Here is a 16,748-nt window from a genome sequence, read left to right on the forward strand (position 1 = left end):
AATTTAACAAATTGAGACTCATTCTCAAAAAGCCTTAGCCACGCACTTCGTTTTAGCCATAGGAGATCAATCAAAACGAGGTCTACATGGCAACCCCAGTTCGTGGCGGCGCAGGCAAGGCGCCGTCGGCTCCAGCGCTCGCATCCACGCAGTTCGCTCCATTCGCGCATTGGCTGTCTTCTGCGGCCTGCCGCAGCCCCCGCTCAGCCGTGGGGCTGGCGGTGTTGGTGGTTTTGAGTGCCGGCGCCCAGGCCCAGTCCCAGACGCCGGACCCGCAGGAAAGACGCCTGGGCGAAGTCACGGTTTCCGGCAAGCAGGACGGCAGCGCTCTGCCCGCGCTGGCCCCTGGCGCCCAGGTCGCCAAAGGGGCGGCGCTGGGGCTGCTGGGCAATGTGGATGTGATGGATGCTGCTTTCAACATCACTGCCTACTCCGAAGAGCTGATCCGCGACCAGAATGCGGCCACGCTGGCTGCCGTGCTGGAAAACGACTCTTCGGTGCGCTTCACCACCAATACCGGCCATGTCAACGAGAACTATGTGATTCGGGGCTTCGACGTCAACGCCAGCGAAGTGGCGTTCAACGGCCTGTACGGTCTGGCGCCCGACAGCCATGTGCCGACCGAGATGGTCGAGCGCGTGGAACTGCTCAAGGGCCCCGGTGCACTGCTCGGCGGCATGGCTCCCAATGGAGCGGTGGGCGGCGTGGTGAATGTGGTCAGCAAGAAGCCGCTGGCCGATGATCTGACGCGGCTGACCACCACTTTCACCTCAGGCTCGCAGCTGCAGGAGCATGTGGATGTATCGCGGCGCTTCGGCCCCGAGCGCCGCCTGGGCATACGCTTTAACGGCGCGCTGTCCAGCGGGGAGACCGAGGTCGACGACCAGAAGCGCCGCCGCCGTCTGGGCGCCGTGGCGCTCGACTATCAGGGCGATCGCTTCACGTTGGGACTGGATGCCTATCACTACAAGGTGAACCTGGACAACGGCAGCCCGGTGATGGTGAGCTTTGGCAAGATGAAGAATCTGATTGCGGCGCCGGATGCCAGCAACAATCTGTTCCGCGGCGTCAACACCGAAGTGGAGAACAAGTCGGTGGCACTGCGCGGCAGCTTCGAGCTGAGCGATAGCTGGCAGCTCTACGGCAGCCTGGGCAAGGCTTGGCATGACTATGCCGGCCAGCCCACGGGCACACGTGTGGTGCTCAATGCCGTGGGCGACGGCTCTGCCGTAGGTCAGACCTATAACCTGCAGGGCTATACCAACAGCACGGCGCTGGACGCGGGTTTGCGCGGACGCTTCAAGACCGGCGATGTGGGCCATCAGCTGGTGTTCTCGTTCAACGAGCTGCAGCAGCAAAGCGGGCGCGCGCTGCCCATCGTGGTCAGCAGCAGCTACACCACCAATATCTACGACCCGGTGCTGCCGGTTCTGGCAGGCCCGCGCAATGCCGTGCGCCAGGAAAACGACAATGTGATCCGCAGTTTCGCCGTGGCTGATACCCTGAGCCTGCTGCAGGACAGGCTTCAGCTGACACTGGGCGCACGCCACCAGCGCGTGAATCAGAAGATGAAGGGCTATGACGAGAGCGCTGTGACTCCCATGCTGGGCCTGGTGGCCAAGCCCTGGGGCGAGGATCTGTCCTTCTACGCCAATTACATCGAGGGGCTGAGCCCCGGTCTCGAGGTCGGTTCCACCTATGCCAATGCAGGGGAGACATTCGCGCCCTACAAATCCAAGCAGATGGAGGCGGGAGTGAAGTGGCGCCGCGCAGGCTGGACGAATACGCTGTCGCTGTTCCAGATCGAGAAGCCTTCGACCACCATCGATACGGCGGCCAATACCCTCAAGCTCAATGGCGAGCAGCGCAATCGCGGTGTGGAGTGGAATACCTTTGGTGCCGTGAGCCCCAGTTTGCGCGTATTGGGCGGCATCACGTACCTGCAGCCCAAGCTGACCAGCACCCAGGGCGCCAACAACGACGGCCATGATGCTTTCGGCGCGGCGCGCTGGGCGGCCAATCTGGCGGCAGACTGGGATGTTCCGGGCGTGGCCGGCCTGGCGCTGAACGCACGTCTGGTGCACACGGGCAAGCAGTGGGTCAACTCGGCCAACACCTTGCGTGCACCGAGCTGGACGCGCTTTGATGTCGGCGCCCGTTACACCACGCGCGTTGCCGACAAGAAAGTGGTCTTGCGCGGTACGGTGGACAACGTCTTTGGTCGCAACTACTGGGCTGGAGCCTTTGCCGACAACTTCCTGACCGTGGGTGCACCGCGCACCGTGCGCATCAGCGCTGCCGTGGACTTCTGAGGCGGAGGAAGCATCAATGCATGAAGATCATCAAGGTTTGTCTTTGCCGGTGACGCGCCGCAGGCCACCGGGCAAAGGGCTGCGCTCTTTGCTTGTTCCAGGTCTGCTGGCAGCGGCCAGCGTCGGCATCGGCGGCCCGGCCGGTGCGGCCCGGCCCTTGCCGGCCGACACCGCTCAGAGCGCGGCCAAGGCGGCCTCGTCGCTTTCGGTGCAGGAGCCGCTCTCCGGCAGGCTGGCGTCGGGACAGAAGCTGAGCCTGCAGCTGGAGGCTCCGGCCGGCGCAGTGGTTCGCGGCAATCTGCAGGCGCTGGGCGTGGTGCTGGATGTGCAGGCACCTGACGGACGCCATCTGCGGCGGCTGAGTCAGGGCGCAGGCGTCGATCACGCATTTACCTGGCAAAGCCGGGGCAAGGCGAAGGAGCGTCTGGTGCTGCGCGCAGAGAATGCTCAGCCTTATGCGTCGTCAGCAAGCGGCATGTCGGTGGCGCAGGGCGGGCACAGCGATGCACCGACCTATGCTGCGCCCAGTCCTGGCGCCTACGAGCTGACGATCACCCAGGTGCTGGCGCCGTTGGCGGCCGGCCATGCGCCTGCGCCAGAGATCGAACGCGAGCCGCTGCGCAGCCCCAGGCTCAAGGCCTTGCAGGAGCGGCTGGCGCAGGGCGGCGACAGCCGCAGCTTCTGGCAGGAAATGGAACGCCAGGGCACGCCGCTGATCGAGCCCTGGGATGCCGAGCATCAGCTTGTGAGCTTTGTCTGGCGCGGCGCCGGGCAGTCCGTGCGGCTGTTCGGCAGTCCCTCGGGCAATCATGAGCCGCTGCAGCGCCTCGGAGGCAGCGATGTCTGGTGGGCCAGTTTCGTCATGCCCAGGGATGCACGGCTCAGCTATGGCTTTGCGCCCGATGTGCCTCAGGTTTCGGCCGATGCCATGATTCAGCGCCGATCCATTCTGTCCACCTTGCAGCGCGACCCCCTCAATCGCCAGAGCTGGGGGCGGTCTGCGGATCTGCAGGCGGTGCAGGATCGCTACGACGGGCGCTCCGTGCTGACACTGGCCAAGGCGCCGCCCCAGCCCTGGAGCCAGTCCCGTGTCAGCGTGGCAACTGGCCAGTTGCAGCGTCACTGGCTGGGCAGCCAGGCACTGGGCAATGGACGCGATATCTGGATCTACAAGCCGCAGGGCTGGCAGCAGGCCGATGCGGCTGGGCGTTCCCTGCTGGTGCTGTTCGACGCCCAGGCCTATCTGCGCCAGGTTCCCACGCCCGCCATCATCGACAACCTGATGGCCGACGGCCTGCTGCCTGCAACAGCCGTCGTGCTGGTGGCCAATGGCGCAGGCGACGCGCGCAGCCGCGAACTGCCGCCTAACCCGGTGTTTGCCGACTTCATGGGCAAGCAGCTCATGCCCTGGCTCAAGGCTCAGGGCATCGCGGCCGGACCTGAGCGCACGGTGATCGCAGGATCGAGCTATGGCGGCCTGGCTTCAAGCTATGTGGCGCTGCGCTATCCGCAGTGGTTTGGCAATGTGCTCAGTCTTTCGGGCTCCTATTGGTGGGCTCCCAAGGGCGAGTCGCCCAATTGGCTGGCTCGCCAGTATGAGCAAGCACCGCAACTGCCCATTCGCTTTTACTTTGATGCCGGCCTATACGAAGGGGCTCGCGGTGGTCAGGCAGGCATACGCGAAACCAGCCAGGAGCTGGGTGATGTGCTGCGTGCCAAGGGCAACAAGGTCGTGCAGCGTGTGCACAGCACCGGTCATGACTATGTGCACTGGCAGGGTTCGCTGGCCTGCGGGCTGCTGGCGCTGACGGGGCGCGAGCCATCGACCGAGGGGCTCAAGGAGCAGGTTGAACAGGCTTGCGGGCTCTGAGTCTGGGAAGCACAAAAAAAGGGGCTGAAAGCCCCTTTTTACTGGGCCCGCAGCACTTGCTGGTGAAGCGCTGGAGGCTTTCACGCAAGCTTCTACTTGAGCTTGTTGCCGCATTCGCCGCAGAACAGGTCATTGGCGGCTACAGGAGCGCTGCAGGCGGGGCAGCTCGGCGCAGCCTGAGCCAGGCGGGCTTTTTCAGCGGCTTGTGCTTCGGCGCGTACCCGGGCCGCTTCACGCTCGGCAGCCTGCTGTTCGGCCTGTGCCTTCAGACGCTGGGCCTCGGCTTGCTGACGTGCTTCTTCAGCAGCCTGTGCAGCGGCGCGCTCCTCAGCTGCCTTTTGCTGTGCTGCGCGCTCTGCGGCCTGGGCTTCGGCCCGCTGGCGTGCGGCCAGTTCCTGAGCTTCGGCAGCCTCGGCCTCGGCACGCTGGCGTGCGGCCTCGGCTTCGCTACGCTGACGGGCTGCAGCCTCTTCAGCGCTTTGACGAGCTTTTTCCGCCGCATCGGCGGCAGCACGCTCGCGCGCCTGCTGCTCTGCAAATGCCTGTTCGGTGGATGCTGCTGTGGCGGCAGTCAGGCCTGCGGCAGCCGCTGCTGCGCCAGCCGTTGCTGCGCCAGTCATTACCGCGCCAGCGTTGGCATTGCTGTCGTTGCCGGGCGGGGTGTCGGTGGCGGCGGGCTTGGCTGTGGCTTCCTGCAGGCGCTCGCTGGCAGCCTGCTTGGCACGCTCGGCAGCGGCCATGGTGCGTTCTGCGGCAGCCATGGTCTGGGCCTTGGCTTCCTCGGCCTTTTTGCGTACATCGCCAATCAGGCTGTCCAGTGCACCCTCGGCCTCGGCAGGGTCCACGCTTTCACGGGCCTGCAGATAGATCAGATTCATGCCCATGATGGCCACCTGGGCCAGCAGTGCGCCCACCACGCAATAGAGAACGCCCAGGCCGGCGATGAGGCCGGTGCTGCCGCCACCCATCATGCCCATGGGATTGAAGCCCCCGCCGTAACCACGGCCGTAGCCGCCGCCCATGAACATGCCGGCCATGGCGCCGGTATCCCCGGTAATGCTCATGGCCATACCGGTCAGGGAGACGGTGGCAGGCACCAGTCCCGCAAACAGCATGAAGCAGACCAGGCCCAGAATGACGTAGAGCACGACTTCCATCAGCACCACTTCGACCAGGCGCTTGCGCGCGATGCTCAGCACATTGGCCAGCGCAGCCTTGACGGACAGGCCGCTCCAAAGCGCTGGGCCCATCAGCGGGCCGACGACCCAGATCATGGCGATCAGCAAGGCTGCGGCGACCAACACCAGAATCGGGTGGACCACAAAGGCAAGAATGCCGCCGAGCACGGGAATCTTGCAGATGAAGTAAATGACGGCAGCCAGCAGGTAGTAGGCCAGCGTGGCAACAAATATCGCCAGACCGACCAGCAGGAATTTGGGAAGGCACAGCAGACCGGCCGATGCCGCCGCCGAGAAGGAGCGTACGGGCTCGTTTCTGGCCTTGTCCATGAGCATGATGCCGACGCCTGAAGAGCCGGCCAGCAGCGCGACGACGGCCGCCAGCATGAAGATCAGGTACATGAAAAAGCCGGCCTTGACCAGCATCCAGGCCGCGCCTGCTATCAGTGCGCCGGTCAGCAGCAGTGTCAGAAAGCACAGCAGCAGCGGTCGCCACTGAGTCAGTCCTTCGGCGGCTCTGGCGAGTGTGCCAAAACGTATTTCTCCCAGGGGTTGCTCTCTCATTTTTCGTCCTGTCTGGTGGTTGAGGCTGGCTGGTGTGGCGCGATGAGCCGCTGGCTGGCCGGGGGTCAAAGCTTGCCGCGGATTTCGCCGGCTTCTATGGTGTAGCGCTCCACGCCGGCGGGCAGGCCAGTATCGATCTTCTTGATGACAGTCACGGGTTTGCCGCCTTTGGACTGGGTGGTGCCAGTGGCGGTATTCACACGCCCGGCCCTGACATCCTCGTCGGACTGATCAACCACGATGCTGGATGAGCCCCGGTTGTCGGCCAGTTCATTGGCCAGTTCCTTGAGCACATTCATGGCCTGCGTATATTCCTTGCGACCCTTGGCAGCCAGCGGCATCTCCACGGTCAGTGCTGAGAAACTGCGCATCTGGTGTGTCTGTCCCGACTGCCCGTCGGCAATGCTGACGGTCCTGGTCTGTAACGGCCCGGCCACGGCGCGTTGTTTGGCCGGCAGCTTCTGCATGGCTTGCACGGCCTGGGCCTGCATGCTCTGCGCATGCTGCGTCTCCTGATCCAGAGCGGCCTGCAAGCGGGCAAAGCGCTCGTTCTGTCCGCCCGAAACAGCGGTTGCGGGCGCGCCGCCGCCAGGGCCGCAGCTAGGGTCTGCGGAATTGGTGACGCGCGAGAGCATGCAGCTCAGCGATGTGGAGGCATCTTGCAAACTGGCGCAGCCGCCGAGCAGGGTTGCGGCGCAGGCGAGCACAGTGAGTTTGAGTTTTTTCATGGCTTTCAATCCAGCAGGTCATCCAGTGATGGCGCGGTGTTCTTCTTGACTGGAGGTGTTCTTGCAGGGGCCGGCATGGGCGGTTTGCCCGACGCTGGAGCTGAGGACAGCTCCGGGCTGGCCGCTGGAGCGGGGGGGGCGCTGACAGTGTCTGGGGTCGTCACCACGGGGGCGACTGTGGTGGCGGGCGCGTTGTCTACGGCGCCGGCAATCGTGGCATTTTCGGCAGGCGCCGTTTGTGCTGTGGTACTGCCGCCCAGCGGGCCGACCAGGGCGTCGGCCTTGGCCTTGTCTTCGGGCGAAATCCCATCCTTGCCGGCTTGGGACGAACTGGATGCGCTATTGCCCGAGCTGGTCAGGCCCTTCATATTGCTTGCCATCATCACACCGCCTGCGATGGCTGCGACCAGCAGTGCCAGCGCCACCCATTTGATCCAGGCATTGCTGCCGCGCACCGGTTCCTGGGGAAAGGCCGGCGTGCGGTCATTGCGCTGCGCAAAGCTTGCGGCAGGCTCCGACTGTGGCGGCCTTGGCGCGGGTGTATCCATGGGCTCGATCAGGGGAGGGGCCAGGCTTGCGCTGTCAATGGTCTGCGAGGCATCTGAAGGCATGGGCGGCGCAGCTGCCACTGCGGCATGGTTATCGCCGGGGCGCTCGAACACCAGGCCGCATCGTGTGCAGAAGCGGGCCTCGGGCTTGCAGACAGCCTGGCATTGGCTGCAGGTTTTTTCAACAGCAGTGATTGCCGCTTCCGGTGCTTGTCTGGCGCCGCAGTTCTTGCAGAACTTGGCATTCGGAGAGAGCGGATTGCCGCATTGGGAACAATTCATGGTCTGCAATCGAGAAAAGAGTCCGCTGGAATGGCCGCTCGGCGGCATTGCTGCCTGGGCAATGCGTGGAATATGGGCCGGTTTTTGCGCATTGGCATGAACCGGTACGGACCCTGAAAAATGATTTGTATCTTAGCGGCGCATTTGCCGCAGCCTGTCGGATCGCTTTACGGGAATGTAAGCACGTTCGGTTTTGACAGCTTTTTGTCAGGCATGGCAATCCATGAATGGGGTTTGGATTAATGGAGCTGCGCGGAGTTTCAAGGGATTTATGGCGTAAGTGACTGATTTGAAAAGAAGGCAATAAATCAGGTGCTTTATGGAAGCCGGGATTGCCGGGAAAAGCTCGGATCTCGAAATCTGTTTGATTTTTGCAAATGCTTCAAATGGTTGAGAGTGTTTTGCGCTGTAAAGATTTCAACGAAATACAAGCCTTGCTGAACCCCAGGAGTCAGCAAGGCCGGTAATCACTGCTGCGCAATCAGCGTCAGCAGCTCGATTCGTGGCGCCACGCCAAGGCGTATGGCAAAACCGGCCCACAGGCCTGCTCCGCTGCTGACCAGCAGCTTCATATTGCCGACGTCATATTCGCCGCGCACAAAACCGTTGTTGACGGGAGCCACCAGCCAGCGGTCCATGCCCAGGATCAGTCCGCCGTGGGTATGGCCCGATATCTGCAGATTCACGCCCTTGTCCGCGTTATCGCGCGCGAATTTGGGCTGGTGCGCCAGCAGGATATGAAACGCTGCGCCGGCCTTGCGGGCCTGGGCGGCAACCGCATCCACATCGGGGGGGACGCCTTCGGCGACCTCGGGGTCGGCGTTGTTGGGCGAGGTCCGGCCGAACACCGGGTCGCCGATGCCGGACAGGGCCAGCTTGCTGCCCTTGATGTTCAGCAGCTGCATGCGGTTTTCCAGCAGATTCAGGCCCAGGCGGCGGAACTCGCCCATCCAGGCGTTGTAGCCGCTGTAGTACTCGTGGTTGCCCGGCGCCGCCCAGACGCCGTAGCGCGCGCTCAAGGCGGCCAGCGGCGCCACATGGGCGCGGCTGGTGGCGACATCGCCGTCCACCATGTCGCCGGGCAGCACGATCAGGTCGGGCGTGGTGGCCAGGGTGCGCTGCACGATGGTCTGCACATAGCTTGCATCATTGACCGGGCTGGCGTGGATATCGGCCAGCACGGCAATGCGCAGGCCCTGCAGGGCGGTGGGCAGGTTTCTGACCGCGATCTGTTGCTCATGCACCCTGGGCGGCTGAAGGGCGTTGAAGATGCCGATGGCGCTCAGGCAGCCGGTCGCCACCACGGCGGCTGCGGTAAGTGCGGGAAGGTGTAGCAGCTGCGCCAGGCTGGTTCGCCCCATGAGTCGGGCAATCAGCCACAGCAGATCGCGCAGCAGCACGAACAGCGCCAGCATCAGCAGCATGGCCAGAATCCAGCCGCCGGGAACCTGCAGGCGCGCCACCACGGCGTAGGGCAGGGCATTCGTCTGCACGGCCTTGAGCAGCAAGGCCGGCGCAATGCCCAGCAAGGCCGTGATCAGCGCGGCCAGCAGGCGGGCCAGACGAGAAGTACCGTTGAGGCTGGAGACAGGCCACCAGAGCCAGAGAGCCAGAAGAGGAATGACGAAAGCAGCAGTCGAAACCATGGGCAGGAGGGAAACCGAAAATTGCCGCGAGCATAGCAAGCGTTGGCGTCCCCGCGATGAACGCTGCTGCTGCCGTCATCTCCGGCGCAACGCAGTGCGTTGAAAATGGCGCGGCACGGCTGCTTTTGCCATTGCTGCGCAAGACTGGTCAAGGACGGGGATAATCCCAGCCCTTATGTCTTTGAAGATCAACTTCCCCGAGTCGCTCCCCGTATCCAGCCGTCGCCAGGAAATCATGGAGGCCATGGATCGCCATCAGGTCATCATCGTCTGTGGCGAGACCGGCTCGGGCAAGACCACGCAGCTGCCCAAGATCGCACTGGCGCTGGGCCGGGGCAGGCTCAATGCCGCGCCCGATGCCAACGGCCAGGTGCGCGGCCATCTGATCGGCCACACCCAGCCGCGCCGCATTGCCGCCAGCTCGGTGGCCAAGCGCATTGCCGAGGAGCTGAACACCCCGCTGGGCGAAGTGGTGGGCTACAAGGTGCGCTTTCAGGACACGCTGCAGAAGAACGCCTCCGTCAAGCTGATGACCGACGGCATCTTGCTGGCCGAGACCCAGACCGATCCGCTACTCAAGGCCTACGACACGCTGATCATCGACGAGGCGCATGAGCGCAGTCTGAACATCGACTTTCTGCTCGGCTATCTCAAGCAGATCCTGCCCAAGCGCCCCGATCTCAAGGTGGTGGTGACCTCGGCAACCATCGACGCCGACCGCTTTGCCAAGCACTTCGAATCGAAGAACGGTCCTGCGCCCGTGATCATGGTTTCGGGCCGCACCTATCCGGTGGAGATGCGCTATCGCCCGTTCGAGGGTGAAAAGGACAAGGATCTGAACGACGCCATTGCCGATGGCGTCGATGAACTCTGGGCCGGCGGCAAGGGCGGCGATATCCTGATCTTCCTGCCCGGCGAGCGCGAGATTCGCGAAGCCGCCGACCATCTGCGCAAGCATTTGCAGCACTCGCCCACGCTGCGCAGCGCCGAGGTGCTGCCGCTGTTCTCGCGCCTGTCGCAGGCCGAGCAGGACCGTATCTTTGACGGCCATACGGGCAGGCGCATCGTGCTGGCCACCAATGTGGCCGAAACCTCGCTCACGGTGCCGGGCATTCGCTATGTGATCGACGCCGGTACGGCGCGCGTGAAGCGCTACTCCTTCCGCAGCAAGGTGGAGCAGTTGCTGGTCGAGCCGATCTCGCAGGCCGCTGCCAACCAGCGCGCGGGCCGTTGCGGTCGTGTGGCCAACGGCATCTGCATTCGCCTGTATGACGAAGAGAGCTTTGTCAGCCGCGACCGCTTCACCGACCCCGAAATCCTGCGCTCCTCGCTGGCCGGCGTGATCCTGCGCATGAAGTCGCTGGGTCTGGGCGATGTGGTGCATTTCCCCTTCCTCGAAGCGCCTTCGGGTCGCGCCATTGCCGACGGCTATCAGTTGCTGGCCGAGCTGGGCGCGGTGGACGATCACGGCCATCTGCTGCCCATGGGCAAGGAGCTGTCGCGCTTGCCGCTGGACCCGCGCGTGGGCCGCATGATTCTGGAGGCGCGCGAGCGCCGCGCTTTGGCCGAGGTGCTGATCATCGCCTCGGCTCTGAGCGTGCAGGATGTGCGCGACCGCCCCATGGAAGCGCAGCAGCAGGCCGACCAGGCACATGCCAAGTTCGACGACGAGAAAAGCGAGTTCAGCGGCTATCTGCGGCTGTGGAAATGGCTGTCGGATGCGCGCGGCGGCAAGGTCGTGGCCAAGAGCCGCAAGGAGATGGCGGCCCAGCACGCGCCTGCGGCCAGGCCCAATGCGCGCAACCAGGCCTTCCTGCCTGTCAGCCAGCGTGCCAGCGGCGCGCAGGTCGAAGGCACGGTTGAGGAGCGGCTGGCGCTGTTCAACCCTGCCGATCAGGCCCAACATGCCGACGAGGCCACGCACAAGATCAGCAACCGCCAGTGGGAGCAGCTGCTGCGCCAGAACTTCATCAATATCCGCCGCGTGCGTGAGTGGCGCGACATCCACTCTCAGCTGCTGACCGTGGTCAAGGAGCAGAAATGGCTGCTCAACAACGAGGCTGCCGGCTATGAGGCCGTGCACCTGTCCATGCTGTCGGGGCTGCTCGGCAATATTGGCTACAAGGCAGAGGAAAGCGAGAGCTATCTGGGCGCGCACGGCATCAAGTTCCACCCGCATCCCGGCGCTCACCTGAGCAAGAAGCCCGGCCGCTGGATCGTGGCGGCCGAGCAGGTCGAGACCTCGCGCCTCTACGGCCGCGGCATTGCGGCCATAGAGCCGCAGTGGCTGGAGGAGGTGGGCGGCCATCTGCTCAAGAAGCAGCTGCTGGACCCGCACTGGAGCAAGAAGCAGGCCGATGTGGTGGCGCTCGAGCGTGCCACGCTCTACGGTCTGGTGGTCTACAACGGCCGCCGCGTGAGCTACGGCCGCGTCGATCCGCACGAGGCGCGCAATCTCTTCATCCGCCAGGCGCTGGTGGAGGGCGAGTGGGAAACGAAGTGGCATTTCCTGCCCGCCAACCTCAAGCTCATGCGCAAGGTCGAGGAGCTGGAGCACAAGAGCCGTCGCCAGGACGTGCTGGTCGACGACGAGCTGATCTTTGCCTTCTACGACCAGCATCTGCCCAAGGATGTGTACAGCGGCGCGAGCTTCGACAAGTGGTTCCGCGCCGAGAGCAGGAACCAGCCCGAGCTGCTGCGCCTGTCCAAGGACGAGCTGATGCGGCACGAGGCCGCAGGCATCACCACGGACAAATTCCCCAAGACCGTGAAGCTGGGCGGTGCCGATTGCAGCGCCAGCTATCTGCACAGCCCCGGCGACGCGCGCGACGGCATCACGGTCACCGTGCCGCTGTTCGTGCTCAACCAGGTGTCGGAGGAGCGCGCCGAGTGGCTGGTGCCGGGTATGCTCAAGGACAAGATCCAGGCGCTATTGAAGAGTCTGCCCCAGCGCCCGCGCAGCCGTTTCGTGCCGCTGCCCGAGAGCGCGGCACGGCTGGCCGAGCTGTTCACCGAGAACGAGCGCTGGGCCCAGGGTGGGCTGATCGACGCCTTGCTCAAGCAGGTGCGCGACGAGACTTCGCTGGATGTGAAGCGCGCCGACTTCAAGCTGGACATGCTGAGCCCGCATCTGTTCATGAACTTCCGCATCACGGACGAGCATGGTCGCCAGCTGGGTCAGGGCCGCAATCTGGGCGCGCTCAAGGCCGAGTGGGGCGCCAAGGCACGCGGTGCATTCCAGGCGCTTGCTTCATTAAAGGTAGCTGCTGGCGCAAGTGATACAAGAATTTCCGAGTCAAAAGCATCTGAAAATGATAAGGGTAAGGCGCAAGCAGCTCCTAAAAATGATAAGTCTGCGGCGGGCAAGCCGGCCCAGTCGCATGATGCACGCTACAAGGACTGGAGCTTTGGCGAGCTGCCCGAGCTCATGGAGATCAAGAAGGGCGGCACCACGCTGATCGGTTTTCCGGCTCTGATCGACCATGGCGACGCGGTCGGCATCGAGGTCTTCGACGAACCCGAAGCCGCTGCAGCAAAGCACCGCGTGGGCCTGCGCCGGCTGTTCGCGCTGCAGATTCGCGATGCGCTCAAGTATCTGGAAAAGAACATTCCCGATCTGCAGAAGATGGCCGTGGCCTATATGCCGCTGGGCACGCAGGAAGAGCTGCGCGGCCAGATCATCGATGTGGCCATAGACCGCGCCTTCCTGCAGGAGCCGCTGCCGAGCAACGAGGCCGACTTCAAGCAGCGCGTGCAGGACGGCCGTGGCCGACTGACGCTGATTGCCAACGAGGTGGCTCGCATGTCGGCCACCATTCTCGCCGAATACGCAGCCGCCGCGCGCAAGATCAAGGACACCAAGAACGCGCCGGAGGCCACCAAGGACGCGAGCGAGCAGCTGCAAAAGCTGATGCCCAAGAACTTCATCGCCGTGGCCCCCTGGGCGCAGCTCGGTCATTACGCGCGCTACCTCAAGGCCATTAGCTCGCGTCTGGACAAGTACCGGGCCGACCCGGCGCGCGATGCCGCCAAGCTCAAGGAGCTGCTGCCGCTGGAGCAGCGCTACTGGCGGCTGGTGGCCGAGCGCAAGGGGCAGGTCGATGCCCGCATGCAGGAGTACCGCTGGATGCTGGAGGAACTGCGCGTGAGCTTTTTTGCCCAGGAGCTGCGCACGCCGTATCCGGTTAGTGCCAAGCGGCTGGACAAGGTCTGGGCGCAGCTGCAGCAGTGATGACGGCCTGACGCGCGCGGCCCTGCCTGACTAGGCGGGCCGGCTTTCGCCCTGCAGCAGCGGATTGCGCGAAAACAGCTCCACGACCCAGTCCACAAAGGCGCGCACCTTGGCGCTGAGGTGGGAGTTGGGCGGATAGACCACGTAGATCGGCAGCAGGGGGTGCTTCCAGTCCTCCAGCACGCGTTGCAGCTGGCCGTTTTCCAGGTACTTGTGAATCTGGAAGCGGCTGAGCTGTCCTATGCCCTGACCGGCAAGGATGGCGCTGATATAGGCATTGCCTTCGTTGACGCCCAGGTGGGCGGGACTGGCGATCTCTATCACTTCGCCGCCCTTGTGGAACTCCAGCGGATAGCGCCGCGCCGAGACAGGGGAGAAATAAATCACATTGCGATGGCCGGACTCCAGATCGCGCGGGTGCCGGGGCACGCCGTGGCGCTGCAGATATTCGGGTGCGGCAACGGTGATGAATTCCAGATTGCCGATGCGGCGCGCCACCAGGGACTGGTCGGCCAGCTCGCCGCCGCGGATTACGCAGTCCACGTTGTCGCTGATCAGGTCCACGGTGCGGTCGCTCACGCCCAGATCGATCTGTATCTCGGGATAGCGAGACTGGAACTCACTCAGATGGGGAATGATGAGCAGACGCGCCACCGTCGTTCCCACATCCACGCGCAGACGCCCGCGCGGCGTGGTGCGGGCCTGGCTGACGCTGGCCTCGAGGTCGTCGAAGTCGGCGAGCAGGCGCACAGCGCGGTCGTAATAGGCCGCACCATCGGCGGTCACGGTGACGCGACGCGTGGTACGGTTGAGCAGCTTCACGCGCAGGCGCTCTTCCAACGCCTGAACGTTCTTGGTCACACTGGCTTTTGGCATTTGCAGCGAATCGGCTGCACGCGTGAAAGTGCCGGCTTCCACGACCCGCGCGAAAATACGCATGGCCTGTATCTGATCCATGGGATCTCCTTGTCCTCGTGAAAACCCGGACTCGCCGAGGATGCGGGATTCTCACACACAGCTCACACCGTCATTGTTCGAGAATTGGAAACAGTGTGGCCGCGTTTGCGGGGTTTATGCCGTCAATTGCTGTTGCTACATTTCTGTTCCATCACCCGGTCCTGTCCGGAAAATCCATGTCAAACACCAAAGCCACCGCATCGCAGCCGATTCCTCATACCGACACCACGATCTCCGTGGCCGACGGTGTACAGGCCGATGTGCGCATATACGGCGGCAAGCGGCGCGGCGAAGTAGTCCCGCTGGTGCTGCATTTCCATGGCGGCGCCTTTGTGGCCGGCGATCTGGACAACGGTTGCACCGTCGGCAGCTCGCTGGCGGCGGCCGGGGCCTGTGTGGTGTCGCTGGCTTATCCGCTGGCACCCGAGCATCCGTTTCCGCGTCCGCTGGAGCTGGGCTACGAGGTGCTGCTGTGGGCCTACAAGCAACGCAGCAAGCTGGCCGGAAAGGGCGCTCCGCTCTATCTGGCCGGTGAAGAGGCTGGAGCCAATCTGGCGGCCGGGGTCTGCATGATGGCGCGCGATCAGCAGCAGCCGCCGCTGGCCGGGCAGATTCTGATCTCTCCCATGCTGGACCCTTGCTCGGCCACGCCTTCGCAGCGTGCCGCTCAGGGCGAGTCCGTCGAATGCAAATGGGCTTCGGGCTGGTGCCAGTACCTGGGCGAGCCGCATGATGCGGAGCACCCCTATGCGGTGCCGGCGCGAGCCCGCCGTCTCGCGGGACTGCCGCCGACGCTGATTCTGGTCGGCGAGGCCGATCCCATGCGGGATGAGGCACTGAACTATGGCGCGCGCCTGGAAGCTGCCGGCCTGAGCGTGCATCGCCATGTGTTTGCCGAAGCCGGGCAATGGCCGCAGGCGCTGCTGGAGCAGCCGCCCGAGTCCTGCCCTTGCGCCGCGCAGCTGCAGGAGCAGCTACGCCAGTTTTTCGAAACCACTCGATGTCGGCTCTGAGCTGATTTTGCCCTGCTGAGACCGCTGACCTGATCCGGCCCCGTGGGCCGGAAGCAGCACGGCTGCGCCTTTTTCTTCTCTTTCTCATTCGATTCCTGGCCTGAGCGCTGGAAGGGATGAGTCTTGCCTGCCGCCGAAAGAGCCGCTACCGCTTTCAACCCTTGAATAAAGACATTGCCATGAACGAGCACTCCAAACTCTCCAACCGCCGCCGGTGGGCCGCCGTCGGCGTCGCTGCTGCCGTGATCGCCACGACTGCCGCCATGCTGGGCCTCTCATCGCATGCCGAAGCGCCCGCTGCGCAAGCCGCCGCGCCGGCTGTGCCGGTTTCGGCAGCCCAGGTCCTGCAGCAGGACGTAACGCTGTGGAATGAATTCTCCGGCCGCCTTGAAGCCGTGCAGCGCGTGGATGTGCAGCCGCGCGTCTCGGGAGCGGTGCAGGCCGTGCATTTCAAGGAAGGCGCGCTGGTCAAGGCCGGTGATCTGCTGTTCACCGTGGACCCGGCGCCCTATGTGGCAGAAGTCGATCGCGCCGAAGCCCAGGTCGTTGCCGCCAAGGCGCGCATGGCCTATACCCAAAGTGAGTCTGAGCGCGCCACGCGTCTGTGGGACGAGCGGGCGATCGCGCAAAAGGAATACGACGAGCGCGTGAATGCCCGGCGCGAAGCCGATGCGAATCTGCGCGCCGCCCAGGCTGCGCTGCAGACCGCCAAGCTGAACCTGGGCTACACCCAGGTCAAGGCTCCGGTGAGCGGGCGCGTGGGTCGCATCGAGGTCACGGTGGGCAATCTTGTGAGCTCGGGGGCCGGAGCGCCGGTGCTGACCACCCTGGTGTCGGTGGACCCGATGTATGCCAGTTTCGACGCCGACGAGCAGATTGTGGCCCAGGCGCTGCAGGGCCTGCAGAGCGCAAGCCAGGGGCGCAGCACGCGTGCGCTGATTGAAACCATTCCCGTGCAGATGGGCGTAGGCACCAGCGGCGGCACGCCTTATGCGGGTCATCTGCAGCTCATAGACAACCAGGTCGATGCCAAGAGCGGCACGGTGCGTGTGCGGGCTGTGTTCGGCAATGTGGACGGCACGCTCATGGCCGGCCAGTTCGCGCGCATTCGCATGGGTCAGCCCCAGACCACCCAGGCCGTGCTCATCAACGAGCGCGCCGTGGGCACGGACCAGAGCAAGAAATTCGTGCTCGTGATTGGTGCTGACAACAAGGCCGAGTACCGGGAGGTGCAACTGGGCGCGCCGGTGGACGGCCTGCGTGTGGTTACTTCGGGCCTCAAGGCCGGCGAGCGCATCGTCGTCAACGGACTGCAGCGTGTGCGCCCAGGCGTGGTGGTCGCGCCTCAGGACGTGCCCATGAACGCCAAGGCAGAGCTGGCTGATGGCCGCAGCGCCGCCAAGCAACCTACGGTCTGAG

General features: G+C 64.2%; 10 protein-coding genes. 5 read left to right on the forward strand and 5 right to left on the reverse strand.

The window, feature by feature from the left end; genetic code table 11:
* Window positions 1-86: 86 nt before the first annotated feature.
* The gene (locus EIC84_RS03010) at window positions 87-2,312 is read left to right on the forward strand and encodes a TonB-dependent siderophore receptor (RefSeq protein ID WP_003067925.1); all 2,226 of its coding nucleotides are present in this window, start codon (window positions 87-89) and stop codon (window positions 2,310-2,312) included.
* 16 nt (window positions 2,313-2,328) lie between these two features.
* Complete coding sequence (locus EIC84_RS03015) at window positions 2,329-4,182, forward strand: enterochelin esterase domain-containing protein (RefSeq protein WP_003067923.1); 1,854 nt, start codon at window positions 2,329-2,331, stop codon at window positions 4,180-4,182.
* A gap of 92 nt (window positions 4,183-4,274) precedes the next feature.
* Here the strand turns inward: EIC84_RS03015 and EIC84_RS03020 are convergent, their stop codons facing one another.
* From EIC84_RS03020 to EIC84_RS03035, 4 genes are all read right to left on the reverse strand, one after another.
* Window positions 4,275-5,924 (reverse strand): zinc ribbon domain-containing protein, encoded by a 1,650-nt coding sequence (locus EIC84_RS03020; protein WP_003067921.1) that lies wholly within the window; start codon window positions 5,922-5,924, stop codon window positions 4,275-4,277.
* A 65-nt stretch (window positions 5,925-5,989) separates the two neighbouring features.
* Window positions 5,990-6,652 (reverse strand): hypothetical protein, encoded by a 663-nt coding sequence (locus tag EIC84_RS03025; protein ID WP_003067919.1) that lies wholly within the window; start codon window positions 6,650-6,652, stop codon window positions 5,990-5,992.
* A gap of 5 nt (window positions 6,653-6,657) precedes the next feature.
* On the reverse strand, window positions 6,658-7,482 hold the full coding sequence (locus EIC84_RS03030) for a zinc ribbon domain-containing protein (RefSeq protein ID WP_003067917.1): 825 nt from the start codon (window positions 7,480-7,482) through the stop codon (window positions 6,658-6,660).
* 467 nt (window positions 7,483-7,949) lie between these two features.
* Window positions 7,950-9,128 carry a metallophosphoesterase gene (locus EIC84_RS03035; protein ID WP_134737295.1) on the reverse strand — a complete coding sequence of 393 codons (1,179 nt, stop codon included), beginning with the start codon at window positions 9,126-9,128 and terminating at the stop codon, window positions 7,950-7,952.
* A 175-nt stretch (window positions 9,129-9,303) separates the two neighbouring features.
* On the opposite strand from EIC84_RS03035, the gene hrpA reads away from it, so the two are divergent.
* The gene (gene hrpA, locus EIC84_RS03040; protein WP_003066460.1) at window positions 9,304-13,359 is read left to right on the forward strand and encodes an ATP-dependent RNA helicase HrpA; all 4,056 of its coding nucleotides are present in this window, start codon (window positions 9,304-9,306) and stop codon (window positions 13,357-13,359) included.
* A gap of 30 nt (window positions 13,360-13,389) precedes the next feature.
* Here hrpA and EIC84_RS03045 read toward each other — a convergent pair whose 3' ends face one another.
* Entirely contained in the window at window positions 13,390-14,316 is a 927-nt protein-coding gene (locus EIC84_RS03045; protein WP_003066462.1) for a LysR family transcriptional regulator, read from the reverse strand.
* Between the two features lie 176 nt (window positions 14,317-14,492).
* Between EIC84_RS03045 and EIC84_RS03050 the strand changes: the two genes are divergently transcribed.
* Together EIC84_RS03050 and EIC84_RS03055 are read left to right on the forward strand one after the other, a co-directional pair.
* Window positions 14,493-15,329: an alpha/beta hydrolase gene (locus EIC84_RS03050; protein WP_003066465.1), complete on the forward strand. Its 837-nt coding sequence runs from the start codon at window positions 14,493-14,495 to the stop codon at window positions 15,327-15,329.
* Window positions 15,330-15,508: 179 nt separating this feature from the next.
* Window positions 15,509-16,747: an efflux RND transporter periplasmic adaptor subunit gene (locus EIC84_RS03055; protein ID WP_003066468.1), complete on the forward strand. Its 1,239-nt coding sequence runs from the start codon at window positions 15,509-15,511 to the stop codon at window positions 16,745-16,747.
* The last annotated feature ends 1 nt before the right edge of the window (window position 16,748 follow it).

It is taken from the genome of Comamonas sp. A23 (assembly GCF_004522605.1).
Classification (GTDB): Bacteria; Pseudomonadota; Gammaproteobacteria; order Burkholderiales; family Burkholderiaceae_C; genus Comamonas; species Comamonas thiooxydans.

What these genes read in the sequence shown, in the direction of transcription:
- EIC84_RS03055 (WP_003066468.1), top strand. Translation starts at nt 15,509, where the DNA reads ATGAACGAGCACTCCAAACTCTCCAACCGCCGCCGGTGGGCCGCCGTC.
- hrpA (WP_003066460.1), top strand. Translation starts at nt 9,304, where the DNA reads ATGTCTTTGAAGATCAACTTCCCCGAGTCGCTCCCCGTATCCAGCCGT.
- EIC84_RS03010 (WP_003067925.1), top strand. Translation starts at nt 87, where the DNA reads ATGGCAACCCCAGTTCGTGGCGGCGCAGGCAAGGCGCCGTCGGCTCCA.
- EIC84_RS03020 (WP_003067921.1), bottom strand. Translation starts at nt 5,924, where the DNA reads ATGAGAGAGCAACCCCTGGGAGAAATACGTTTTGGCACACTCGCCAGA.
- EIC84_RS03015 (WP_003067923.1), top strand. Translation starts at nt 2,329, where the DNA reads ATGCATGAAGATCATCAAGGTTTGTCTTTGCCGGTGACGCGCCGCAGG.
- EIC84_RS03030 (WP_003067917.1), bottom strand. Translation starts at nt 7,482, where the DNA reads ATGAATTGTTCCCAATGCGGCAATCCGCTCTCTCCGAATGCCAAGTTC.
- EIC84_RS03035 (WP_134737295.1), bottom strand. Translation starts at nt 9,128, where the DNA reads ATGGTTTCGACTGCTGCTTTCGTCATTCCTCTTCTGGCTCTCTGGCTC.
- EIC84_RS03050 (WP_003066465.1), top strand. Translation starts at nt 14,493, where the DNA reads ATGTCAAACACCAAAGCCACCGCATCGCAGCCGATTCCTCATACCGAC.
- EIC84_RS03045 (WP_003066462.1), bottom strand. Translation starts at nt 14,316, where the DNA reads ATGGATCAGATACAGGCCATGCGTATTTTCGCGCGGGTCGTGGAAGCC.
- EIC84_RS03025 (WP_003067919.1), bottom strand. Translation starts at nt 6,652, where the DNA reads ATGAAAAAACTCAAACTCACTGTGCTCGCCTGCGCCGCAACCCTGCTC.